This window comes from Thalassospira sp. CA1 (genome assembly GCF_059052855.1).
In genome coordinates, this window is record NZ_JBZCIA010000015.1 from 36,896 (window position 1) to 60,673 (window position 23,778).

The 23,778-nt window shown below is 55.3% G+C and carries 23 protein-coding genes; 8 read left to right on the forward strand and 15 right to left on the reverse strand.

The genetic code is table 11. The features are described from left to right. Nucleotides 1-63: 63 nt before the first annotated feature. Nucleotides 64-765: a DUF1045 domain-containing protein gene (locus tag AC5Q5A_RS19125; RefSeq protein WP_493896273.1), complete on the forward strand. Its 702-nt coding sequence runs from the start codon at nucleotides 64-66 to the stop codon at nucleotides 763-765. A 48-nt stretch (nucleotides 766-813) separates the two neighbouring features. Here the strand turns inward: AC5Q5A_RS19125 and phnN are convergent, their stop codons facing one another. Genes phnN through phnG form a run of 8 tightly spaced genes read right to left on the reverse strand, consistent with a single transcriptional unit; the run spans nucleotide 814 to nucleotide 7,239 of the window. After that, nucleotides 814-1,374, reverse strand: a complete 561-nt coding sequence (phnN, locus tag AC5Q5A_RS19130) for a phosphonate metabolism protein/1,5-bisphosphokinase (PRPP-forming) PhnN (protein ID WP_493896274.1) — start codon at nucleotides 1,372-1,374, stop codon at nucleotides 814-816. A 41-nt stretch (nucleotides 1,375-1,415) separates the two neighbouring features. Beyond that, entirely contained in the window at nucleotides 1,416-2,558 is a 1,143-nt protein-coding gene (locus AC5Q5A_RS19135; protein WP_493896275.1) for an alpha-D-ribose 1-methylphosphonate 5-triphosphate diphosphatase, read from the reverse strand. After that, nucleotides 2,551-3,255, reverse strand: coding sequence for a phosphonate C-P lyase system protein PhnL (gene phnL, locus AC5Q5A_RS19140; RefSeq protein WP_493896276.1), 705 nt, complete (start codon nucleotides 3,253-3,255; stop codon nucleotides 2,551-2,553). Before phnL ends, AC5Q5A_RS19135 begins: the two co-directional genes overlap by 8 nt. Nucleotides 3,256-3,269: 14 nt before the next feature. Further along, nucleotides 3,270-4,052: a phosphonate C-P lyase system protein PhnK gene (gene phnK, locus AC5Q5A_RS19145; protein ID WP_493896277.1), complete on the reverse strand. Its 783-nt coding sequence runs from the start codon at nucleotides 4,050-4,052 to the stop codon at nucleotides 3,270-3,272. Further along, nucleotides 4,052-4,978 carry an alpha-D-ribose 1-methylphosphonate 5-phosphate C-P-lyase PhnJ gene (locus tag AC5Q5A_RS19150; protein ID WP_493896278.1) on the reverse strand — a complete coding sequence of 309 codons (927 nt, stop codon included), beginning with the start codon at nucleotides 4,976-4,978 and terminating at the stop codon, nucleotides 4,052-4,054. The genes phnK and AC5Q5A_RS19150 overlap by 1 nt, the downstream gene beginning before the upstream one ends. Before the next feature lie 4 nt (nucleotides 4,979-4,982). After that, nucleotides 4,983-6,116: a carbon-phosphorus lyase complex subunit gene (locus AC5Q5A_RS19155; protein ID WP_475352995.1), complete on the reverse strand. Its 1,134-nt coding sequence runs from the start codon at nucleotides 6,114-6,116 to the stop codon at nucleotides 4,983-4,985. A 2-nt stretch (nucleotides 6,117-6,118) separates the two neighbouring features. Next, the gene (phnH, locus tag AC5Q5A_RS19160; protein WP_493896279.1) at nucleotides 6,119-6,742 is read right to left on the reverse strand and encodes a phosphonate C-P lyase system protein PhnH; all 624 of its coding nucleotides are present in this window, start codon (nucleotides 6,740-6,742) and stop codon (nucleotides 6,119-6,121) included. Further along, nucleotides 6,739-7,239, reverse strand: a complete 501-nt coding sequence (phnG, locus tag AC5Q5A_RS19165; protein ID WP_493896280.1) for a phosphonate C-P lyase system protein PhnG — start codon at nucleotides 7,237-7,239, stop codon at nucleotides 6,739-6,741. Before phnG ends, phnH begins: the two co-directional genes overlap by 4 nt. 133 nt (nucleotides 7,240-7,372) lie before the next feature. On the opposite strand from phnG, the gene phnF reads away from it, so the two are divergent. Next, the gene (phnF, locus tag AC5Q5A_RS19170) at nucleotides 7,373-8,086 is read left to right on the forward strand and encodes a phosphonate metabolism transcriptional regulator PhnF (RefSeq protein ID WP_493896281.1); all 714 of its coding nucleotides are present in this window, start codon (nucleotides 7,373-7,375) and stop codon (nucleotides 8,084-8,086) included. A 27-nt stretch (nucleotides 8,087-8,113) separates the two neighbouring features. On the opposite strand, the gene AC5Q5A_RS19175 is transcribed toward phnF, so the two are convergent. After that, the gene (locus AC5Q5A_RS19175; protein ID WP_493896282.1) at nucleotides 8,114-8,749 is read right to left on the reverse strand and encodes a trimeric intracellular cation channel family protein; all 636 of its coding nucleotides are present in this window, start codon (nucleotides 8,747-8,749) and stop codon (nucleotides 8,114-8,116) included. Continuing rightward, nucleotides 8,746-9,726 (reverse strand): LysR family transcriptional regulator, encoded by a 981-nt coding sequence (locus tag AC5Q5A_RS19180; protein WP_493896283.1) that lies wholly within the window; start codon nucleotides 9,724-9,726, stop codon nucleotides 8,746-8,748. Before AC5Q5A_RS19180 ends, AC5Q5A_RS19175 begins: the two co-directional genes overlap by 4 nt. 104 nt (nucleotides 9,727-9,830) lie before the next feature. On the opposite strand from AC5Q5A_RS19180, the gene pcaH reads away from it, so the two are divergent. The 4 genes from pcaH (at nucleotide 9,831) to map (ending at nucleotide 13,840) form a co-directional block, all read left to right on the forward strand. After that, nucleotides 9,831-10,544: a protocatechuate 3,4-dioxygenase subunit beta gene (gene pcaH / locus AC5Q5A_RS19185; RefSeq protein WP_493896284.1), complete on the forward strand. Its 714-nt coding sequence runs from the start codon at nucleotides 9,831-9,833 to the stop codon at nucleotides 10,542-10,544. A gap of 3 nt (nucleotides 10,545-10,547) precedes the next feature. Continuing rightward, entirely contained in the window at nucleotides 10,548-11,177 is a 630-nt protein-coding gene (pcaG, locus tag AC5Q5A_RS19190; RefSeq protein ID WP_493896285.1) for a protocatechuate 3,4-dioxygenase subunit alpha, read from the forward strand. Nucleotides 11,178-11,371: 194 nt separating this feature from the next. Beyond that, nucleotides 11,372-13,042 (forward strand): diguanylate cyclase domain-containing protein, encoded by a 1,671-nt coding sequence (locus AC5Q5A_RS19195; protein ID WP_493896286.1) that lies wholly within the window; start codon nucleotides 11,372-11,374, stop codon nucleotides 13,040-13,042. Between the two features lie 48 nt (nucleotides 13,043-13,090). Continuing rightward, nucleotides 13,091-13,840: a type I methionyl aminopeptidase gene (gene map / locus AC5Q5A_RS19200; RefSeq protein ID WP_493896287.1), complete on the forward strand. Its 750-nt coding sequence runs from the start codon at nucleotides 13,091-13,093 to the stop codon at nucleotides 13,838-13,840. Between the two features lie 111 nt (nucleotides 13,841-13,951). Here map and AC5Q5A_RS19205 read toward each other — a convergent pair whose 3' ends face one another. Together AC5Q5A_RS19205 and AC5Q5A_RS19210 are read right to left on the reverse strand one after the other, a co-directional pair. Next, nucleotides 13,952-16,144 carry a malate synthase G gene (locus AC5Q5A_RS19205; RefSeq protein ID WP_296988315.1) on the reverse strand — a complete coding sequence of 731 codons (2,193 nt, stop codon included), beginning with the start codon at nucleotides 16,142-16,144 and terminating at the stop codon, nucleotides 13,952-13,954. A 204-nt stretch (nucleotides 16,145-16,348) separates the two neighbouring features. Continuing rightward, nucleotides 16,349-17,764 (reverse strand): MFS transporter, encoded by a 1,416-nt coding sequence (locus AC5Q5A_RS19210; RefSeq protein ID WP_493896288.1) that lies wholly within the window; start codon nucleotides 17,762-17,764, stop codon nucleotides 16,349-16,351. Between the two features lie 434 nt (nucleotides 17,765-18,198). Between AC5Q5A_RS19210 and AC5Q5A_RS19215 the strand changes: the two genes are divergently transcribed. Both AC5Q5A_RS19215 and AC5Q5A_RS19220 read left to right on the forward strand, forming a co-directional pair. Then, nucleotides 18,199-19,161, forward strand: coding sequence for a TAXI family TRAP transporter solute-binding subunit (locus AC5Q5A_RS19215; RefSeq protein ID WP_493896289.1), 963 nt, complete (start codon nucleotides 18,199-18,201; stop codon nucleotides 19,159-19,161). Between the two features lie 74 nt (nucleotides 19,162-19,235). Beyond that, entirely contained in the window at nucleotides 19,236-21,002 is a 1,767-nt protein-coding gene (locus tag AC5Q5A_RS19220) for a TRAP transporter permease (RefSeq protein ID WP_493896290.1), read from the forward strand. 68 nt (nucleotides 21,003-21,070) lie between these two features. On the opposite strand, the gene AC5Q5A_RS19225 is transcribed toward AC5Q5A_RS19220, so the two are convergent. From AC5Q5A_RS19225 to AC5Q5A_RS19235, 3 genes are all read right to left on the reverse strand, one after another. Further along, nucleotides 21,071-21,262 carry a PLDc N-terminal domain-containing protein gene (locus AC5Q5A_RS19225; protein ID WP_008889714.1) on the reverse strand — a complete coding sequence of 64 codons (192 nt, stop codon included), beginning with the start codon at nucleotides 21,260-21,262 and terminating at the stop codon, nucleotides 21,071-21,073. A gap of 121 nt (nucleotides 21,263-21,383) precedes the next feature. Continuing rightward, the gene (locus AC5Q5A_RS19230; RefSeq protein ID WP_120225784.1) at nucleotides 21,384-22,583 is read right to left on the reverse strand and encodes a BaiN/RdsA family NAD(P)/FAD-dependent oxidoreductase; all 1,200 of its coding nucleotides are present in this window, start codon (nucleotides 22,581-22,583) and stop codon (nucleotides 21,384-21,386) included. Between the two features lie 67 nt (nucleotides 22,584-22,650). After that, a complete protein-coding gene (locus AC5Q5A_RS19235; protein ID WP_493896291.1) occupies nucleotides 22,651-23,757 on the reverse strand; it encodes a GGDEF domain-containing protein in 1,107 nt (368 codons plus the stop codon). Nucleotides 23,758-23,778: the final 21 nt, after the last annotated feature.

Genomic DNA, 23,778 nt, shown 5'->3' on the forward strand with positions numbered 1-23,778 from the left:
CCGAAGGCTAAGCTACTGACCTTCGGCATGTCTCGCCACGTCACCCGTTTCCAGAGTTCACTCATGACCGACCAATATCAACGCTACGCGCTTTATTATGCGCCAGAACCGCAAAGCGCGTTGGGGCAGTTTGGTAATGCCTGGCTGGGGCGTGATCCGGAAACCGGAAACCAGTTGGCCCGCCCGACTGTTGCGGGCCTGACAGAGGCCGAGATTGTGGCGGCAACCACGTCGCCAAGCCGCTATGGTTTTCATGGCACCCTGAAACCGCCATTTGCACTGCCAAGCGGCATGGATCGTGGCGATCTGGAAACAGCCGTTTCGCGACTTTGCAAAACGACTGCACCGGTAACGTGCGGGCATCTGGTCTTAAAGGCGATTGGTCGTTTCCTTGCCCTTGTTCCGACCGAACCGGTCGCAGAATTGGCCGACCTTGCGGCAAAACTGGTGCGCGAACTCGATGACTGTCGCCAGCCCGAAGATGAAGCGGCAATGAACAAACGCCGTGCTGGCGGTCTGACGGATCGGCAGGAAGCCTATCTTACGCGCTGGGGCTATCCCTATGTCATGGAAGAATTTCGCTTCCATCTGACATTGACCAACAAACTGTCAGACGAGCAGATCGATCCCTTCAAGGCAGCACTATCCGGCTTGGTCGCACCGCTGTGTCAGGAACCATTTACCGTCTACGAAGTCTGCTTGTTTGGTGATCCGGGGGATCATAAGCCGTTCAAACTGCTGAAACGTTTTCCGCTTGCCGGATAAAAATGCTGCGCTTTTAAAGTGCAGCATTTTTGGGTGCTTCAAACTGTCTCAGGCGCGGTTTGCAATCGGTTGTGGCATTTCAATTGCGTGGATGAAGCGCGCGATGCCGGTTTCTAGATCGGCATCATTATCAACATGAACAACATGGTCGCCGTCAACCTGATAGGCGGATGCGCGCGCAAGCCGGCGTTCGATATCAAGGGCATCTTCGCGCCCGCGGGCCTCAAGACGTTTGCGCAATGCTTCGCTGCTGGCGCGGATACTGATCACCCGAACGTTGTTTTGCCCGACAAGGGTACAGGCATCGCCAATGACGCTGCGCGATACATTGACGATGACGGTTTTGCCCGCCGCGACCTCGCCAAGAACATGGCGTGGGATGCCGTATCCCAGATCATGGGCCATCCAGCTCAGCAGGAACGCCCCCTGACGTGCCATTTGCCCGAAATCTTCGGGCCGGACGGGGATGTGTGTTTCTCCGACCGATCCGGCCGGGCGGGTGATGCAGCGCCGTGGAAAGCAGAACTGCTTGTCATCGGCCAGTCTTTCGCGCGCTGCATCGATAAGGGTGTCCTTGCCAACACCACTTGGGCCGACGACAAGGACCAAAAGTCCATATCCTGATCTGCAATTATGTGCAGGCGCGCCGGTCATGACACCCGAACACCTTCGCGCCAGACGCCGCGTACAATCGGATGGTGCGGGGAATGATGTACACGGATCAGATCACCACGTTTGCCAACCGCAATCTCGCCGCGATCATCAAGCCCGACCTGGGTCGCCGGATTAAGCGACACGGTGCGAATGGCACGTGGCAGATCGTAACCTTCTAACTCGTCAAACAGCTTCATCGCGCCGTGCAAAAGGCTGTGCGGGACATAGTCGCTTGATATGATGTCGAGATAGCCATGCTTTGCCAGCTCGCCTGCGGCAACATTGCCGCTATGCGATCCGCCGCGCACAAGGTTCGGGCCCCCCATCATCACACCAAGTCCGCCTTCATGGGATGCCTTGGCAGCCTCAAGCGTGGTGGGGAATTCGGCGACTGTCATTTTGTCTGCAACCGCCTCGGCGACGTGCTCGGCTGTGGCGTCATCGTGGCTGGCGAGTGCAAGGCCCTTCGCATGGGCCTGTTCGACCACATGACGACGGTGCTTTTCGGAATAAAGCTCGGCATCGCGACGGCGGGTGGCGATGAATTTGCGCATTTCCTCGTCGTTCAGGCCGTATTTGCCCTGATAGTAGGTGTAATAGGCATCAAGGCTGACGAACTGGCGCTGACCCGGTGTGTGATCCATCACCGAAAGCATGCTGACCAGTGGCAGGTCGATCAATTGACCAAGGGCCTCGACCATGCCTGGGAAGGATGTCTCGCAGCGCAGATGTAGTTTATGGTCCGCGCGCAGCAATGCATTTTCCAGCGCGTGTTCAAGGGCATTGACCGATTCAATCAGTCTGACAATGCGTTCCGACCCTTCATTGACATCGCCGATGGATACCGCATCAAACACGGTGGTGATCCCGGCACTGGCAACCTGATTGTCGTGCGCGACAACGGCGGCTGTTGCCGGCCAACGCGTTTTGGGGCGCGGGGTAAGATGTTTGTCGAGGTTGTCGGTATGCAGCTCAACCAAGCCCGGCATCAGATAATCGCCGCCCATGTCCTCTGCCCCTGGCAGGTTCGATGGGCGATCGGAAATATCGCTGATCTTGCCGTCTTTGACCTGTACGGCGCCATCAATGACTTCGTTGGCCAGAACGAGTTTGGCATTGGTAAAAATCTGTTCAGTCATTGGCCCCAACTTTAAACGAAGTCACATCAAACGACCCGGTGCAGACGGCATCACGGGTTTCATGGTCGTGGAAAATACCGGCAATCGCGGCCCCACGGCTTTTGGCTTCTTCAATCAGCGCCAGAACTGTGGCGCGATTTTGGACGTCAAGCGATGCGGTCGGTTCATCCAGCAGCATGATCGGATAATCGGCAATAAAGCCACGCGCAATATTTACGCGTTGCTGTTCCCCGCCCGAAAAGGTCAGCGGCGAAAGCTGCCAAAGACGTTCAGGGATGCGCAGACGGGTTAAAAGGTCGCGTGCTTTTTCGGTTGCAGTTTCCCGGTCCGTGCCGAGGGCCACCAGCGGTTCGGCAACGATATCAAGGGTTGGCACACGCGGTATCACGCGTAGGAACTGCGAAACATAGCCCAGCGTACGCTTGCGGATTTCCAGTATCGAATGCGGGCTGGCGGTGGTGATATCAAGCCAGTCGCCATCATGGAGCACCTTGATGGACCCTTGAGAGCATGTGTAATTGGCATAAAGCATGCGCATGAATGTACTTTTCCCCGATCCGGATTCACCGGTCAGCGCGATGCATTCACCAGCCGAAAGCATGAATTCAACGCCTTCGAAAACCGGGATGGTCACGCTGCCCTGAGTATGCAGGGTAAAGCTTTTGGCGACGTTTTGAGCATGAAGCATTTCAGACATTTTCTTCGCCCCGGTCAGTTTTGCAGAATGGAAGAAACAAGCAGCTGCGTATAGGGATGCTGCGGGTCATCAAGAACCTGATCGGTCAGGCCATGTTCAATGACCTTGCCCTGTTGCATCACCATCAGCCGGTGCGAAAGAAGTCGGGCGACTGCCAGATCGTGGGTGACGATGATCACCGCAAGATTAAGATCGTGAACCAGCCCGCGCAGCAGATCGAGCAATCTGGCCTGAACAGAAACATCAAGCCCACCCGTGGGTTCGTCCATAAAGACGAGGCGCGGGCTGGTTACGAGGTTGCGGGCAATCTGCAAGCGTTGCTGCATGCCGCCCGAAAACGTTGATGGCAGATCATCAAGGCGCTCGGATGCGATTTCAACCTTGCCAAGCCAGTTGTCCGCATTGCTGCGGATGTTGCCATAATGACGATCCCCGATCGCCATCAGCCGTTCGCCAATATTGGCCCCGGCACTGACATTCATGCGCAGACCATCACGCGGGTTCTGATGCACAAACGCCCAGTCGGTGCGCATCAAAAGGCGACGCTGTGCTTCGGACATCTGATAGACATCGCGCACGCCATCAATCCGGGTTTGATATTCAACCGTCCCCTTGGTCGGTTCCTGTTGGGCGGAAATGCTGCGCAGCAAAGTGGACTTTCCAGATCCGGATTCACCTACGATGCCAAGGACTTCACCGGGGCGGAGGTCAAAGCTGACATCCTTGCAGCCAACCCGGTCGCCATACATCATGGTCAGGTTATCCACGCGCAGAAGCGGTTCGTTCATCTGGGTCATTATTCTGCTGCCTTTCCGCGATCTGCGCTACCTAGGGGTTGGTCATGATGTTGCGGGCCGCGATGGCCGGCTTCCTGTCGTTCCGCGCAGTAATCGGTGTCCGAACAGACGAACATCCGGTTGCCCTGATCATCGAGGATGACTTCATCAAGGTAACTGTCGCGGGCACCGCACATGCCGCATTCATCTTCCCAAGTCTGAACTTCGAACGGATGATCTTCGAAATCGAGGCTTTTGACCTTGGTGTAGGGCGGCAGGGCATAGATGCGTTTTTCGCGACCAGCCCCGAAAAGCTGAAGGGCCGCCATATTGTTCATTTTGGGATTGTCGAACTTTGGTGTCGGCGACGGATCCATCACATAGCGATCATCGACCATCACTGGATAGGCATAGGTGGTCGCGATATGGCCATGGCGTGAGATATCTTCATAAAGCTTCACATGCATCAGACCGTATTCTTCAAGCGCATGCATTTTGCGCGTTTCGGTTTCACGCGGTTCAAGGAAGCGAAGCGGTTCCGGGATCGGCACCTGATAGACAAGAACCTGATCTTCGCGCAGTTCCTTTTCCGGAATGCGGTGGCGGGTCTGAATGATCGACGCCTCGGCGGTTTTTTCCGTGGTGGCGACCCGTGCGGTCTTGGCAAAGAATTGCCGGATGGAAACCGCGTTGGTGGTGTCATCCGCCCCCTGGTCAATGACTTTCAGCGTATCATTCGGCCCGATTACGGCGGCTGTTACCTGAACTCCGCCCGTACCCCAGCCATAAGGCATCGGCATTTCGCGCCCGGCAAACGGCACCTGATACCCCGGTATCGCAACGGCCTTAAGCAGGGCGCGCCGGATCATGCGTTTGGTCTGTTCATCAAGATAGGCAAAGTTATAGTCCGGTGCCCCGTCGGCGGGATTCTTGACAGTCTGTTCCATGGGATTACTCCGCGGCCTCGGGTTGGGATGTGCCATTCTCAGCTTCGGCTTTCGCCAGACGTTCTTCGACCTCGGCGCGCATGCGGCGGACCAGTTCAAGTTCGCCCTGGAAATCGACATAGTGTGGCAGCTTGATATGTTCGACAAAGCCTGTGGACTGGACATTGTCGCTATGTTCCATAACAAACTCGCTGTCCTGTGCCGGACCCATGATCTGTTCGCCCATTTCATTGGCGCGCATGGCGCGATCCACCAGGGCCATCGAAATGGCCTTGCGCTCGTTCTGACCAAACACAAGCCCATAGCCACGTGTGAATTGCGGCAGCTTGGTTTTTGATCCCTTGAACTTGTTGACCGTCTCGCACTCGGTGAGTTCGATGTCACCGATATCAATCGCAAAGCCGAGTTCTTCGGGCTCGATCTCGACCGAGACGGTGCCATAGCGGATTTCACCGACAAAGGCGTGGCTATTGGCATAGCCGCGCTGGGTGGAATAGCCGAGTGCGAGGACAAATCCCTCATCCCCGCGCGACAGGTTCTGCAAACGCAGATCCCTTCCGGCCGGGAACTTGACCGGCTCTCGGGTCAGGTCGGCGACCGGGGCGTTTTCATCGACCGGAACCGGTTCATCCTGAATAAGGCCTTCATAGTTCAGGATGTCATCCAAAACGCGCGGCATGTTCTCATCAATCGGATTTTCACCGCTTGGCGCCTCGGTCGGTGCTTCGCCATTGGCCATCAGGGTGAAATCCAGAAGGCGATGCGTGTAGTCAAAGGTCGGGCCCAGGATCTGTCCGCCGGGCAGGTCCTTGAAGGTTGCCGAAATGCGGCGCGATACGTCCATTTCGGCGGTTTTGATTGGCTTGGAAAAGGCAAAACGTGGCAGCGTCGTGCGATAGGCCCGCATCAAAAAGATCGCCTCGATCAGATCACCACGGGCCTGCTTGATGGCAAGGGCGGCCAGATCGCGATCATAAAGCGATCCTTCGGCCATGACGCGGGTGACGGATAGCGAGAGTTGCTGTTCGATCTGATCAGTTTCGATTTCGGCAATGTCCGTATCGCCCCGGCGCTGCTCGGCCAGAAGCTTGTGCGCATTGTTGATGGCGCGTTCGCCACCTTTTACTGCAACATACATGATTAATTGACCTCGATCCGGGTGGTGCGTGACAGGGCGGCGATCTGGGTTTCGCTTGCGAAAATCACATCAACACCGCACGGAAACAGGTGATGGTTCTCTGCCCGCCATGCGTGGAAGCTTTCGGGTAGCCCCTTGATCGCAAGGCTGTGCGTGTCCTTGATGCCCGGGCCCTTAAGGGTCATGGACGGACGATCTGAAATCTCATCGACCATCAGTATCAGGGTTGCCGATTGATCCGGATATTCCGCATTTCCAACGGCAAGATCGGTAACAAAGGACAGATCATCGGAAATGCGCGCAATCGCAAAATCGGCCTGTTTGACATCCGTGCTGAGTGGGCAACCGCAATGGAATTTCAAATGATCGCCTGCGGTCTGGGTCGCGCAGTTTGGTGACAGCCAGACTGTGGTATCCATATCTGCCATCGCAAGAAGCGTTGCGGTGGCTGCTTTGTTCAGGCCATCGGGAGCGGAAATATTGACCGGCAAATTATAAATGCGACCCGGACGCGACATCGCATCCAACAGGGCGCGGAAAACAGCGTTTGAATCAAATGCTTCATGGTCAAAACCGGGCAGCAATTCACTTGTCTGGGCGGGGGTTGATTGGGGTTGGGGCGTCATTCGTCTTCTCCGCGGACAAGGGTGAAGAAATCAACTTTGGTGGCGGCAACCTTGCGCGCATGATCGCGTTTTGCGGCGGCCTGTTCGGCGGCCAGGGTGTCGATGAAATCGCTTGCCGATCCGTCGCGCAGCATCACCGCATCAAACAGGGCGGCATATTGCGCCTGAATGCGATCGCGTCCCTTGACGTAGGAATGTCCGACCGTGCCGTCTGACAGCGTGACGGCACAACGCGTCACGGTCATTTCACCAAGGTTAAACCGCTGCCCGGCACCACCAGCGCGGCCGCGTACCATCACCATGCCGATTTGCGGTTCGCGCAGGTGTGTCCAGCTTTCGCTGCTGTGATTTTCCGACCATTCGGTTTCAAGGCGGGCGCGGGATGTGCGGGCCAGAACCGACATCCATTTCTGGCGCGCGGCAATGTGCGGATCGCTGGGGGTGTCTGCATTCCGGTTTTGATCTGTCCCGGCATTCGGGGCGGGGTGCGCCGTCATCAAACTGATCCCTTTTCAACTTATGTCGACAACTTCAAAATTTGTCTAGACGTCTATACCTATTGACGTTATAAGCGGATCCGGAGCCAAAGGCAAAGGTCTTGCGGTGAAAGTTTTGTGAACGGGGAATGCAATGGATTGGGAACCGGGCCTATCTATTTGGAAGCAAATCGAAAAGCAGCTTCTGGCTGATATCTCTGACGGCGTTTTTACGCCCGGCGAAAAGATGCCGACCGAGATGGAATTGGTCCGGCGTTTTGGGGTGAATCGCCATACAGTGCGCCGCGCCATGGCCGCACTTGTCGATTCCAATGTTGTCCGTGTCGAACAGGGGCGCGGGGCTTTTGTTCAGGAACAGATCCTTGACTACCCACTTGGTTCGAAAACCCGGTTTTCGCAGATCGTATCGGGTCGCCATCGCTTGCCCGACAAACGCCTGATTTCGTCCGAGGTCCTTAAAGCAAATTCGACCATCGCGCAGTTCCTGGATGTCAAACCGGGCACGCGGGTGATCGAGTTGTTTTCAGTCTCCGAGGCCGACGGTGTCCCGCTTGCGGTTGCGACAAGTTATCTTCCCGCCGCGCGCTTTGACGGCATTGTCGAGATATTTGTCGGAACCAAATCGCTTACAGAGGCCTTCAAACGGTTCGGGATTGATGATTACACACGAAAGACCACGCGCATTTCGGCAACGCTTCCGTCATCACGTGTTGCCAACCTGCTTAAGCAGGCACGCAATCGACCGGTGATTTCGACCGAAAGTGTCGATGTCGATTCCGCTGGTGCGCCAATTGAATACGGTGTGACCGCCTTTTCAAGCGACCGTGTTCAACTGATCGTCGAGTAGGTGCACGGGCAAAGCCGGTGTGCAGTCTTAGTACTCCCGACCCGGACGGGCCCTGTAGACCGGGAAGCTTAGCTTAAACTTGATCGCACATGCCCGCATCAGGAATGCGGCAAAGAATGCAATCACGGCAATCGGCCCGCGTGGCAAATCAAGGATTGCTGTACCAATCACATAGATCCCCGCACCGACCAGCGCACAGGTGATATAAATCTCCGGGCGCAGAATCAGCGGGATTTCGTTACAGACAACATCACGTACCATCCCGCCAAAGGTGGCCGTGATCATGCCCAGAACGATTGCCACCAACGGGGACACGCCCAGATTAAGGCCGATGGCCGCCCCGGTGACCCCGAACATTGCCAGTCCCAGCGCATCCAGCCACAGCAAGGCAACATAGCGTCGTTCAACCATATGGGCGGTGAAGTAGGTGATGACGGCAGCCCCGATGCAGGTCACAAGCCAAGTGGTATCGCGTATCCAGAAAACCGGTGTTGCCCCGGTAATGACATCGCGCACAGTGCCGCCGCCGATGCCGGTAAAGGTCGCAATCAGGACAAATCCGACCATGTCCATCTGACGACGGGATGCCTCAAGCGCGCCGGTAATCGCAAAAACGGCGACCCCTGCCAGTTCAAGCCAATAGATGATTTCAGTAATCGTCATGATGTCCTTTGCGGGGCCTGCCCGTGATCTGTGGGTTGCGAAACGGGGTGTTCTATCGGCATGCGCAATCTGGTTGCGGCAACATCTTCAAGCTGTTCACGTAACCAGAGATGCGATGGATCATGTTGATAGCGTTGGTGCCAACACATGAAAATAGGAAGATCAAGCGTACCCTTTTTTAGACCTGCGAGCGGCATCGGCGCACGGGCAAAATCACGCAGCGCATGTTTTTGGAGAAGGCTTGGCAAGGTTGCGATCATATTGCTTCCGCGCAGGAATTCGGCAATGGCGGTAAAATTCGGTACCCGCAAAACGATGTTGCGTTCAACACCCTGATTTTCAAGCATGTCGTCAAACTCAAGCGTGCGATTATTGCCATAACGCACCGTGATATGGCGCGCGGATAGATAATCGTCATCGCTTTGCGGGGCGTCGCGTATGTCCGGATCATAAAACACCATGTAATGATCGGTCAGAAGACGCTTTTGCACGATATCCACACCTTCGGGTGGCCGCGGCGAAATCAGAAGGTCGCAATGATTTTCGCGCAGCAAGGCCGGTCCGGGCAGAAGGGACGGCACCACCGTCATCCGGATATTGGCAAGCGCGCCTTCCAGATTGCGAAACAGCGTTGGCAACAACAGATCACGCTGCAGATCGTTGGCGGCAATTGTCAGGCTCATGGATGCGCCATCGGGTTCGAAATGCGCACCACTGGCAAAGGCCTGCATTTGATCAAGAAGAAACCGAGCTTGCTCGGCCAGGTTTTGTGCATGCGCGGTCGCTACGATCCCGCGCCCGGATTTGGTGAAAAGCGGATCGCGCATGATCCGTCGTAATTTTGTCAGGTTATGGCTAACCGCCGATTGCGTCACGCCAAGCCGTTCGGCGGCAGCTGTGACCGACCCTTCTTCAAGAACGGCCAGAAACAGACGCAGCGCATGGCCGTCCAGTTCCAAATGATCAAAATTGCTCATGAATAAGATGATAAATGATGCATTTATTTTATGCAATTGGCCGCGCAGGATGCCTTTAACGCGGACATTCAACAGTCCGGAGCATCATCTGCGGAGGAAAAATCATGGAATTCTATCAGCGTGACAGAACGCTGCAGCCAGCAGGCTACACCCCGATTTACAAGACATCGGTTGCGCGTTCCCCGCGCCAGTCGCTGTTGTCACTGCAAGGATCCTTGTCGGAAATTACCGGTCCGGTCTTCGGTCAGAACGAACTGGGGCCGCTTGATAACGATTTGATCCGCAACTATGCCAAGGATGGCGATCCGATTGGCGAACGTATCATCGTGCATGGGCGGGTTCTGGATGAAAACAACCGTCCGGTGCCCAATACGCTGGTCGAATTCTGGCAGGCCAATGCCGGCGGACGGTATCGCCACAAGAAAGATACCTATCTTGCGCCGATAGATCCGAACTTTGGCGGCTGTGGCCGTGCGCTGACCGATGAAAACGGTTACTACTTTTTCCGCACCATTAAGCCGGGTCCGTATCCATGGCGCAACTACGTCAACAGCTGGCGTCCGGCCCATATCCATTTTTCGGTATTCGGTTCCGGCTTTGCCCAGCGCCTGATCACCCAGATGTACTTCGAAGGCGATCCACTGATCAAGGAATGTCCGATTGTGCATGTCATCCCGGACGAAGATGCGATCAACCGCCTGATTGCGCCGATTGATCTCAAGGGCTCGGTGCCGCTCGATACCATTGCCTACAAGTTTAACATCGTCCTGCGCGGGCGCCGTTCGACCCTGTTTGAAAACCGTCTGGAAGGAAACTGATCCATGGTGCAAAGCCTTGATTATCTCAAAGAAACTGCCTCCCAGACGGCGGGCCCGTATGTTCATATTGGGCTCATTCCCAATCAGGCCGGTTTTGACATTTTTGAAAACAACTTCACCAACGCTCTGGCCAATGAAAACACCCGTGGGGAGCGGATCATCATCGAAGGGCGGGTGATTGACGGTACCGGAACGCCACTGCGTGATGCGCTACTGGAAATCTGGCAGGCCAATGCGGACGGGCGCTACAACCATGAACTTGATCGTCAGAATTCTGGCAAGATCGATGAGGATTTCCGCGGCTGGGGCCGGACGGGAACGGATTTCGATACCGCCGTCTATCGCTTTGAAACCATCAAGCCAGGCGTGGTTTCCGGTCGCAATGGCAAAGACATGGCGCCGCATATCAACTTCTGGATCGTGGCACGTGGTATCAATATCGGGCTGAATACCCGGATGTATTTCGCCGACGAACAAGATGCGAATGCGGCTGATCCTGTTCTGAACCTGATTGAACAGAAAACCCGTCGCAAGACACTGATTGCTGACCGTGATGACAGTGGACCGATCCCAGTCTACCGGTTTGATATCATCTTGCAGGGCGATGGCGAAACCGTGTTTTTTGACATCTAACAGCGCGTAAAACTTTAGGGGTAATGCGGCGACCGCCTTTTGCGGTTGCCGTATTTTTGTTCAATCAACTACTTAAAAAGCCGCCTGCTGATTCTTATATTCACGTTCATAAAAGCGGTGTGGTAAAACCACCGCTGCCGAGGGTTTCAAAAACAAAAAGAAGACCCCGGTGATAGAGAGTGAGAGGATCAGCCTTGAACAAGTTGTTACAGGTCGGAATCCGCGTGCAAGTAGCTCTGGCAACAGCGCTGCTGCTGGTTGGCCTGACGGTACTGATGAGCTTTGTGATCGGAAAGCGATCCGGTGCTGATCTGCAAAAGCAGATTGGTCTGGGTGTTTCTGATATTGCCCGTCAGATGGCTGATGAGCTTGACCGTATCATGTGGACCCACCGTGGCGAGGTTTCGGTCCTAAGCACGCTCTCTGTCCTGCAAGAGCTCGAAGATACCCAACAGATTTCGAGTATCGTCAATCGCCTAAGCCGTGAAATTCCGATCTTTACCTGGATAGGTGTGCTTGATCGCGACGGGACGGTGGTTGCGTCGACGAATGACTTGTTGCTCGGGGCCAATGTTTCGCAGCGACCGGTGTTTCAGTATGGCAAGAATGGACAGTTCATCGGTGATGTTCACGATGCGAAATTACTGGCGGAAAAATTCCCGCTTTATAACGGGGAGCCGATCCAGTTTGTCGATATTGCCGTTCCGCTATTTAACAACAACGATCAGTTTACCGGTGTACTTGCCACTCACCTGAGCTGGGAATGGGCCGATAATGTCCGCAAAACCCTTTTTGCCGGGCAGGGGATCCATCGGGATGTCGATATATTTGTCGTATCAGCCGATGGCACAGTTCTTTTGGGTGCGGATGGGGCGATGGTCGGATCATCGCTTGAACTTGATGCTCTGCAGCAGGCACAGCGCAGCAATATCGGATGGAAGATCAGCACTTGGCCAGATGGCGCAGAGTATCTGACGGGCTATGCCCCGGCCGATGGTCACCTTGATTATGCCGGTCTGAACTGGTCAATCCTGGTGCGTCAGCCCGTCGAAGAGGCGCTTGAGCCGGTTTATGTCCTGCGCCGCGACATCATGGCGTGGGGGTTGGCGTTAAGTATCATCTCCAGCGTGATTGCATGGTGGGGGGCTGGTTTCTTTGTCGGACCGATCGGCAAGATGGCCCTTTCGATCGAGGCAATGAAACGTGGCGAGATTGAACGTCTTCCGGATTTTGATGGCGCAAGAGAAATCAAAATCTTGTCAAACAGCCTCAATGCCTTGCTGGCCAAACTGACGGAAAAGGACGCGGCCCTTGGCCAGATGGAACACATTGCCCATCACGATAACCTGACCGGACTTGGCAACCGTCTGGCACTTGATGTCTATTTCGAACATGCCCTTGCCCATGCTGATCGCCACAAGACCCAGCTTGCGGTCATGATGCTTGATCTTGATGACTTTAAACCGATCAATGACAAGTTCGGTCATTCAGCCGGCGATGATGTCCTGCGCGAGGTCGCAAAACGGTTGCGCCGTTGTGTGCGCGGTGGCGATCTGGTTGTGCGTCTGGGTGGTGATGAGATGGTGGTGGTGTGTCATGTCGGAACGAGTGGCGAGGGCGAAGCTACAATGTTGGCCGAACGGATATTGAACGACATCCAGATGCCCTTCATTACCGGCGGCAATCGCGTTTCCATTCATATGAGCATCGGCATCGCCCTTTGTCCGGTGCATGGCAAGACCATCGATGTGCTTCTTGATCAGGCAGATGATGCCCTTTATGCCGCCAAGGCGCGTGGCAAGAACTGTTATGTGCTTGCGTCTGATGATGGTGAGCCGTCCGGCAGCAAGTCGTCGCTGGCATGAGATGCGGGTTTTCTTGACTTTGTCTCAGGGCATCGCAATAAGCATTTCATGACAATTTCATCCGAAAAAGAACTCGAACAATTGCGCAAGATCGGGCGGATCTGTGCCCGTGCGCGTGATGTCATGGGGGCGGCCATTGTGCCGGGTATCACAACCGCCGAGCTTGATGATATCGGCCGCAAGGTTCTTGAGGATGCCGGTGCGGTGTCCGCCCCGGAAAGCGAATACAAGTTCCCCGGTGCGACCTGCATCAGTGTCAATGACGCGGTTGCGCACGGTATTCCCGGTGATCTGGTTCTGGCCGATGGCGATCTGGTCAATATCGATGTTTCGGCATCGCTTGATGGCTATTTTTCCGATACCGGTGCCAGCTTTATTTGCGGGACAGCAAGACCCGAAATCGCCAAACTGTGCGAAGATGGCAAGAAAGCCATGTGGGCGGGCATCAAGGTGGTGCGTGACAAGGCGCCTATTCGCGAGATCGGTCTTAAGATCGAAATGTTTGCCCGCAAGGGTGGCTATACCCTGATCCGCAATCTTGCCAGTCACGGCATTGGCAAATCGCTGCATGAACATCCCCACACCATCCCGACCTGGGATGATCCCAAGGAACGCCGTGCCCTTAAAAAGGGGCAGGTGATTACCATCGAACCGTTTCTGTCGCGTGGCGCGAAATGGGCGCTTGATAGCGAAGATGGCTGGACGCTGTATGCCGATACCGGTGACGCGACTGTGCAATACGAGCACACCCTTGTTGTCACCGAAAAGGGTTATGAGATCATGACATTGGGGAATTGATCCCGGTTAAGAATGTTGCAGTTTATGCTGCAGCATTTCTTGCAACATAAAAGCCGCCCGAACGCGTCGGGCGGCTTTTGTTTTAAGCGTGTTTGATGCGCGGTGTCGCGGTTACGAACCGTATTTTGCCTTGGCTTCGCGACGGCGCGCATGCAGAACCGGTTCGGTGTAACCGTTCGGCTGTTCGCGACCCTTGAAGACCAGATCACAGGCGGCCGCAAAGGCGATGCTGTCATCAAAGTTCGGCGCCATGTTGCGATAGGTCGGGTCCCCGGCATTCTGTTTGTCGACGACCGCTGCCATCCGCTTCATGGTTTCCATCACTTGTTCTTCGCTGCACAGGCCATGATGGAGCCAGTTGGCGATATGCTGACTTGAAATACGCAGCGTCGCACGGTCTTCCATCAGCCCGACATCATTGATGTCTGGCACCTTCGAACAGCCGATCCCGCTATCGATCCAGCGCACAACATAACCCAAAATGCCCTGGGCATTGTTATCAAGCTCTTCCTGGATTTCGCTTGGCATCGGTTTGATGTCACCTAGACGCGGGATCGCCAGAATATCATCAAGGCTTGCGCGTTCGCGTTTGCCAATCTCGTCCTGAACCGCACGGACATCGACCTGATGATAGTGGATGGCATGCAGGGTTGCTGCGGTCGGTGATGGAACCCAGGCACATTTCGCACCGGCCTTGGGATGGCCGATCTTGGCTTCCATCATTTCGGCCATGCGGTCCGGTTTGGCCCACATGCCTTTGCCGATCTGGGCAACGCCCTTCATGCCGCATTCAAGACCGATATCAACGTTCCAGTTTTCATAGGCCGCGATCCAGTACTGGTCTTTCATCGCTTCCTTGCGGACCATCGGGCCAGCTTCCATGCTGGTGTGGATTTCATCACCGGTACGGTCAAGGAAGCCGGTATTGATAAAGACCACACGGTCCTTGGCGGCACGGATGCATTCCTTGAGGTTGACCGTCGTGCGGCGTTCCTCATCCATGATGCCGACCTTAAGGGTATGTTCCGGCAGATCAATCGCCTTTTCGACAAAGGCAAACAGATCGTTGGTCAGCGTGACTTCTTCGGGGCCGTGCATTTTCGGCTTCACGATATAGACGCTACCATGGCGGGAGTTCGAAAGTTCGTTATTGCCGATCACGTCATGCTTGGCGATCAGGCTGGTGACCATGGCATCAAGGAAGCCTTCCGGGACTTCGTCGCCATTGGCATCAAGCACCGCATCCGTGGTCATCAGGTGACCGACATTACGGATCAGCATCAGGCTGCGGCCCGGCAGGACAACTTCAGTCCCGTCAAAGCCCTGATAGGTCCGGTCCGGGTTCAGGCGACGGGTGATCGTTTTGCCACCTTTTTCGAACTTTTCTTCAAGCGTGCCTTTCATCAGGCCAAGCCAGTTGCGATAGGCAACGGTCTTGTCTTCGGCATCAACGGCGGCAATCGAATCTTCGCAATCCTGAATGGTGCTGACGGCGGATTCCAAAATGACATCGCACACGCCAGCGGCATGTTCCTTGCCAATCGGATGCGTCGGATCAATGTGGATTTCGATATGCAGGCTGTGACGACGCAGTAAGACATCGGTCAGCTTGCCGTCCTTTTCGTTGTAACCGATGAACTGAGAGGGCAGCTCAAGTGCGGTTTCGCTGCCATCAGACAGGGTGACAACCAGCGTCCACCAGCCTGACGCGTCTTCGCGCACTTCGTATTTCGTGGCGTCGGCATGTTTGCCGGTTGCAAGCGGGGCGGCTTCATCAAGGAAGTTCGCGGCATAAGCCACAACCGCAGCACCGCGTTTCGGATTGAATGACTTGGTCTTTTCCTTGCCGTCGGCTTCGTCGATCACATCGGTGCCATACAGCGCATCATAAAGGCTGCCCCAGCGCGCATTGGCAGCATTAAGCGCATAGCGCGCATTCATCACCGGCACGACAAGCTGCGGACCTGCGACCCGGCCGATCTCCGGATCGACATGGGTGGTGGTGATATAGAAATCATCGCCTTCTGGCAGCAGATAACCAATCTCGGTCAGGAATTCCTTGTAGGCAGCTGGGTCGCGTGGCTGATCCTGACGCGACAGATGCCATTGATCGATTTTGGCCTGCAATTCGTCGCGCTTTGCCAGCAGCGCCTTGTTGCGTGGTCCAAGTTCAGTGACGAGCTTTTCAAAGGATGCCCAGAACTGATCGGAACTGATCCCGGTTCCCGGAATGACTTCGTTGGCCACCAGATCGTGCAGCACTTTTGCAATCTGAAGTCCACCTTCTTGGATGCGTTGGGTCATGTTTTCTCTCACCAGACTTGGAACTGTTTCGGGCGATTAATATGGCTTTGCCGACGAACACATAGAGCGCGGCAAAGGCAACTCGCCTATCGTTGGTTCACAACATATGGGTTGAAGCAGGCCCGGGTCCACAGCAGGTTTCAAAATTGCGGGATGTTTTCCGCATTATGGAAGCCTGATCATTCTGCCCCAATCGACAGACATTCACATCTTCTTGTCTGCATTCGGATCCGTCGTGCCGTCGCTGTCTGCCGGCGGCACCTGTCCGATGTCGTCGGGATGTGCCGTGCCATCCGGGGTCAGCACATCTTGCAGATCATGCGGATCCATTGGTTTTGTCTCACTATCTGGCTCTTTGCTGTCGTCCTCGTCATTGAGACTGATGTCGTCGGTAATCGGTGACAGCTCAAACGCCATTGGCGTCGTGCGGGGCACGGCAACGAACTGACCCTGTTCCTCGATCGAGATACGACGGCCAAAGCCAGCGCGGTACGTTGCAAAGCTCGCAACGCAAATGCCAACGATTGAAAACAGGACCGGCAAGGCCCACGGGCCGAAATAACCGATTGCACTGGACCCTAGAATTGGACCAAACGCAGCAGACCCGCCATAAATGATCAGAAGACCACCCGACGCAGGAACGATGTCCTCCGGCTCAAGGTAGTCATTCACATAGGCCACAGCCAGGCCATAAACCGGCATGATGAACACGCCCGTGATCCCGCCCCAGACCGTCAGATTGTCGCGGACAAGATCCGGCGCAACCAGCGGGAAAAATCCACAGATCGCAAGCCCGGTCAGAACGAAAATCATCACATATTGGCGCGGCACCATGTCCGAAATCTTGCCGATCGGAAATTGCATGATCATGCCGCCCAGAATGACGAAGAACATGAAATAGGCGATCTCATTGGTCGCAAGTCCGAGGTCAGCGGCGAAAACCGGCCCGACACCATAAACCGCACCCGAAAGCACGCCTGCACCCGATGCGGCAACAAAGCCCAGCGGCGAAATCTTGTAAAGACGGCGGAATGTCATGCGTTCACCGCTGACCGCAGACGGCGGTGGCTGTCGGGTCAGGGCAAGTGGAACAAGCGACAGCGACAGCAGGACAGACGCCACCGTAAACAGCTCGAAACTGCTGACCGGGGCACCGTTCAGCAACAGCTGACCAATCGCCAGCCCGCCAAGCGAAACCGTCATGTAAATCGCAATCGTCCCTCCGCGCGATGTATTGTCCGCCTGTGCGTTCAGCCAGCTTTCAATCACCAGATACAGGCCCGAAACACACAGGCCGGTCATGATGCGAAACAGCGACCAGGTAATCGGATCAACCAGAACGGCATGTAAAAGTGTGATGGCCGATGCGGCCGATGCCAGTGCGGCAAATGTCCGGATGTGGCCGACCCGGTTGACAAGGCTCGCCCCCCAGATGATGCCGGCAACGAACCCGATATAATAGGATGCCATGATGATACCGGTATAGACCGGCGCAAATCCCTCGGCGGATGCACGCAGTGCAAGCAGCGATGATTGCAGAGATGCCCCACTATTTAGCGCAAACGCGGCGAACAGCGTTGCAGACAGTGCAATAATAAGGGCGACCGGCGAACGCGGCATGGCATCCTCGTTTGAGTTTCAATCAGGCAGGCACCCTGCGGCAAGGGGATCGACCGTGTCAATCCTTACAAGCCCTTGGCACACAAGGGGAATAGTGCATTTTGTGTTTAACACCACGGCGCACAAGAAGTTCCGCAAAAATTATGAACCTTCTTTAATCCCGCTTGGCCCACGCGCATAGTGCCGGTTTCGCGCAACTGATATGTGTAAAGCGGCTTTACTTGGCGCCGAAGTAGGCTTTGTTCGGTGAAAATCGCACAAGCAGCTTGACCTTGGGGGTGTTGATGCTTTCTATGGACCGAAATCAGACGCAATCTGCCAAAATTCCCGCGATCCGGGGTTGGATTTTGCGTTTCGCCACCAGACTTCAGGTTCATTGATGATAATCGGCATTCAAGCCAACAGATGAACTGACCATACAAGGGGAGGAAACCTTGAAAATTTTGCGCACACTCGGCGTGATTGCCGCCGGAATGATGGCTTTGTCCGTGGCGAATGCCGCGCAGGCTGAAACCCGCGTCACCCTGAAATCGGCCAAGGCCGCGTCATCCTATTACCAGATGGCCGCCCAGTTTGCCGAGGCGATGAAAACCGGTACCGATGGCGATATCATCGTCACCGTCGAGGAAAGCCAGGGTTCGGTTCAGAACGTTATGGAAGCCATGGTGCGTCCGGGCAATTATGTCTTTACCTCCCCGCCCGGTCTCGTAAGCCTGGCACAGAACGGCAAAGGCCCGTTCGACGGACGTCCGACCGAAAAGTTTGCCGAAGTCCGCGCCCTGTTCCCGATCCCGTCGCTGACCATGCATTTCGTGATGCGTGCTGATTCCGGTGCAACCAGCTTTGCCGATCTCGAAGGCAAGACCATCCTGCTTGGCAAGGGATCCTTTGGTGCGCGCGAAGGTGAAAAATACCTTCAGCTGTTTGGTCTTGAAGGCAAGGTCGATCTGGCGGATGCCGAACTGTCCAATGCGGTTGCCGCCCTTAAAAACGGTCAGATTGATGGTTTCGTGACGGCCGGTTCCTGGCCAGCGCCGAACGTGATCGAGGCCGCGGCAGGAACCGACGTCACTGTTCTGTCGCTGTCCGAAGATCAGCTTTCCGAGACCAAGCGTGACAAAACCGTCATCCCGGCCGGGACCTATAACGGTCAGGAAGAAGACATCACCACCGCATCGCTTTCGGTTGTTGCCTTTGCCACCACCCAGATGGATGCCGATACGGCCTATGCGCTGACCAAAACCTTCTGGGAGCAGAAAGCGAAAATGGGTGAAAGCTCTTCTTGGTGGAACGGCGTCAGCCCGGAAATGCTTGCCAACATCACGGGCAAAATGCATCCCGGTGCACTGCGTTACTATGACGAAGTCGGGTTCTCCATCCGCGACGATCAGCGCTAAGTGCTGATCAGATAACATGTTCAAGGCCCGGCAGTTTTGCCGGGCCGTTTCTTGTCAAACAAGCCATTTACATTATGTCAGCCACCACTCGTCCCTTCTGGATCGCCCTTGGCGCCGTTTCAATTGCCTTTCACCTGTGGCTGATTTTTTCAGGATTGGTTCCCAATCTTGTAAGCCGCCCAATCCACATGGCGCTTGCCCTGCCTTGGGCGCTGATCTTTGTTGCCAAAACCCGTGCACAGAAAATCTCTGGCATCATCCTGACGCTGATTGGTCTGCTTGGGTGTGGTTGGATCGTTGCCAATCATCAGACGCTTGGCGATCAATACGGCTTCCTGATGGGAAATAGCCAGATCGTGCTGGCAGCAGCGTTATTGCTGATTGTGCTTGAAATGGCGCGTCGGGCAATTGGCTGGCCGTTGCCGACGGTGGCGGCAATTGCATTGCTTTATGCGCTGTTTGGGCAACATATTCCGGGCGAATTCGGGCATGGCGGGTTGCCAGTTGAAAGCATGCTGGGCACCCTGACCATCGCCGAGGGCGGCCTTTGGGGCAGCCTGACCGGCGTGTCGGTCAATATCGTCGCGATCTTCGTTATTTTCGGGGCGGTTTTGAATGGCGGCGAAGCCGGTCAGGGCTTCATGAATGTCGCAGGTGCCGCCGCCGGTCGGCTTAAGGGCGGGGCGGCGAAGGTTTCCGTCGTGTCATCCGCGCTGTTTGGCTCGATATCGGGGTCTGCATCGGCAAACGTGGCCTCGACCGGTGCAATCACCCTGCCTGCCATGACCAAGCTTGGTTACCCCAAACGTTTGGCCGCGGCGGTTGAGGCCGTGGCATCCAGTGGCGGGCAGATCATGCCACCACTGATGGGGGCAGGGGCGTTTGTCATGGTAGAACTTACCGGCAAGCCTTATGTCGATATCATGGTCGCCGCCATCTTGCCGGCCGTCCTTTATTTCTTGGCCGTCTGGGTTGGCATCAATGCCTTTGCCATGCGCTATGACCTTCCCGGTGTGCCAAAGGAAGATCGCCCGAACCTGCAGTCGGTCGTGATCACATCGGCCTTCTTCCTGGTACCATTTACCATCTTGCTTTGGGGCATGTTTGGCGGTGGTTACACACCACAATATGCCGCCTGTCTGGCGCTTCTGGCCGGGGCAGCTTTGCTGTTGCTTGATGCGGACCTGACGGTTGATTTGCCGCGCAGCAGACAACGATTTGCCGATGTCTGCCTTAATGCCGGGCGTCAGGTGGCGATGATCGGTTCGATTATCTTGTGCGCATCAATCGTGATCGGCGTTCTCGGTCTGACCGGACTTGGTGTGAAGATCACCTCGCTTCTGATTTCCGGATCGGGCGGCATGTTGTGGCCGGCTCTTTTGCTGACGGCACTTGCCTGTCTGATCCTTGGGATGGAAGTCCCGACCACGGCGGCCTATGTGATTTGTGTTTCGGTCGCCGGGCCCGCTTTGATAGAGCTCGGGCTTGAGCCGCTTCAGGCGCATTTGTTTGTGTTCTGGTTTGCGCTTTTATCGACGATTACGCCGCCGGTTTGCGGGGCGGTGTTCATTGCCGCGGGCATGGTCGAGGAAAACTGGCTCAAGGTCGCCGGAACGGCGATGGCGCTTGGCATCGGGCTTTATATCGTGCCACTGGCAATGATCGCCAACAGCACGCTGATCGAACTTGGCAGCGATCCGGTTTGGGCGATCATCGCCGGGCTTAAGGTCGCGGTGGGTTTGACGGCCATTTCATATGGCCTGATAGCGCCCAGACCTGTTTGGCAGCGGATCGGGATGGTTGCACTTGGTGGTGCAGTGATTTTTGCTGCGGGTGTTTAGAACCACGAAAAAGGCCGACAGTTTCCTGTCGGCCTTTTTCGTCATTGAGGGAAATGATTTAACCGGTTTTAAGCGGTCGCGCGTCCGCTGCGCGGGCCAGCAAAGAACCAGATAATCAGGCCAAGGACCGGCAGGACAACAACAAGTACTGTCCACAATACTTTTGCACCGGTGCTTGCACCGCTGCCCATGATATTCACGATTGCCCAGATATCGGCAATCAGGACGAGAAGTCCGATAATTCCACCATATTCAAGCATGTTCCAACCTCACATTTGTTGCTGCGGTATCTGTACCGCGCTTACAACTCAAACGGTTGGTTTTCTCGTTTGTTCCCGCACTGAATTCAATCAGTGCATCAGGCGGGTTCGGAAGGGCAGTTTAAACCACCTGTCCGGCAGACCAGCCCGATGACCATGCCCACTGGAAATTGAAGCCGCCAAGATGGCCCGTGACATCAACCACTTCGCCAATGAAATAAAGGCCGGGCACGTCACGCGCTTCCATGGTTTTCGATGAAAGGGCATTGGTGTCGACCCCGCCAACCGTGACCTCGGCCGTGCGATACCCCTCAGTCCCGCTTGGTGTCAGGGCCCATTGATTGACATCCATCGCCAATTTGCGCAGTGCCTTGTCACCGGTTTCGCCAATCGGGCGATCAAGGCCATGGGTCGCGGCAAGCATCTGGGCAAGCCGGTTTGGCAAGATGCGTGACAGAACCGTGTGCACCGCCTGTTTCGGGTTTTCACCCTTGGCCGTTTTCAAAAGATCGAACGCATCTTCTTCCGGGTTGAGGTTCACCGTAATGCTGTCGCCTTCGTTCCAATAGGATGAAATCTGCAAGATCGACGGGCCGGAGAGACCACGATGGGTGAACAGCAAACCTTCGCGGAATTGCTTTTTGTTGCATTGAACGATGGCATCAACGGATATGCCCGAAAGTTCACCGGTACGCGCACGCAAATCCGGATCGAAAACAAACGGCACAAGTGCGGCACGGGTCGGAATGACATTGATGCCGAACTGCCGTGCAATCTGATAGCCAAAGCCGGTGGCACCGATTTTCGGGATCGACAGGCCGCCACATGCGACAACCAGCGATGAGCAGGTCCATTGCGCGCCCGTGCGCGTGGTGACATCAAAGCCGCCATCATCGCGTTTGATGATGTTGGAAATCTCGGTGTTGAGTTTGATCGTCACATCGGCGGCATCACATTCATCAAGCAACATGTCAATGATCTGAAAGGACGATTCATCGCAGAAAAGCTGGCCGAGTGTCTTTTCATGCCAGGCGATATTGTGCCGGTTCACCAGATCAATGAAATCTTGCTGGGTATAGCGTTTAAGCGCTGAAACACAGAACCGCTTGTTTTCGGAAATGAAGTTTTCCGGGCTGGTATGGATATTGGTAAAGTTGCAGCGCCCACCACCGGAAATGCGAATTTTTTCCGCCGGTTTGGTCGAATGATCAACCACCACGACGGTTCTTCCGCGTTTTCCTGCTTCAATCGCGCACATCAGGCCGGCCGCACCCGCCCCGATGACAAGAACATCAATCTTTTTCAAGCCCGTCAGATCCATTCATGTGAATTTCGGACCTGCTTATACGTGGAAAACGTGGCCTTGTCAGTGCCAGTGGCGCAAATACCTATTCGGCGGCGATGCCTCTGGAACTCGGGGGTTTTAGCTCCCCGCGTTTGCCAGCGGTTTTGGATTGTTCAATCTGTTGTTCGCTTGCAACCTGATTGCGGCCGTTTTCCTTGGCAAAGTATAGCGCCCTGTCGGCCCGTTCGATCAGTTTGGCGGCCGGTTCGCCGGGCCGGAATTCAGCCACCCCGATTGACGCGGTTGCCTTGCTGATGATCGTCTTGCCGCTTTTGGTCACGACCTTGTGGCTTTCGATATATTGACGCAGCTTGTTGCCAAACAACACGGCATTGCCAAGTGACGTGCTTGGCAGGATGATTGCAAATTCCTCCCCGCCATAGCGGGCGGCAGTATCCTGGCCTTTGATATTGCGTTTTAGCGATTCTGCCATCAGCCGGATCACCTGATCACCGACCTGATGACCATAGGTGTCGTTGAACTTTTTGAAGTGATCAATATCAAGAAGCAAAAGGCTAAGCGGCTGACCATCTTCCATGGCATGCATCATGCCATCGCGCAGTTGCATATCGAACGCCTTGCGATTGGCAATGCCGGTCAGCCCGTCGGTCATGGCTTCGCGTTTCAGGTTTTCCATATCTTCGCGCAGACGGTTTATTTCCGACGAACTGTTCGTCAACCGGCTTTCAAGGCTGCGGTTGACGCCCTCCATCTCGCGGGTGGCGCCCAGAAGGGTATGAAGTGCCTGTTCAAGATTGCTGAGGTTGCGGTTCTTGTCCCCGACATAGGAGCAGAAATGATCAAGCGCCTTTTTGTATTTCCGGGTGTCGACGCCGACCTTGTTAACAGTATCAAGGATGCTGCCCAACTGCGCGCGCAAGTCGTTTGAAATGCGTTCGATGATTTCGTTTTCGCGCTTGTCGCTGAAGAAACGGGTATGGAGCTCTTCGCACTGTGCTTCATCAAATTCGCGATGGTTGCTGCGCAGAATGTCAATCGTGCGGCAAAGATCGAAGTTCGTATGCGCGACATAGGTGAAAAACAGCTGGAAATTGTCCGGGTGCGAAACCACCCCCAACTCTGCCATCAGTTTGTGGGCAGCGTTGCTGTGCTGTTGAGCTGTTCTGTGATTAAACCCGTACGCGCTCATCAATTGCCTGCAGTAGAATTA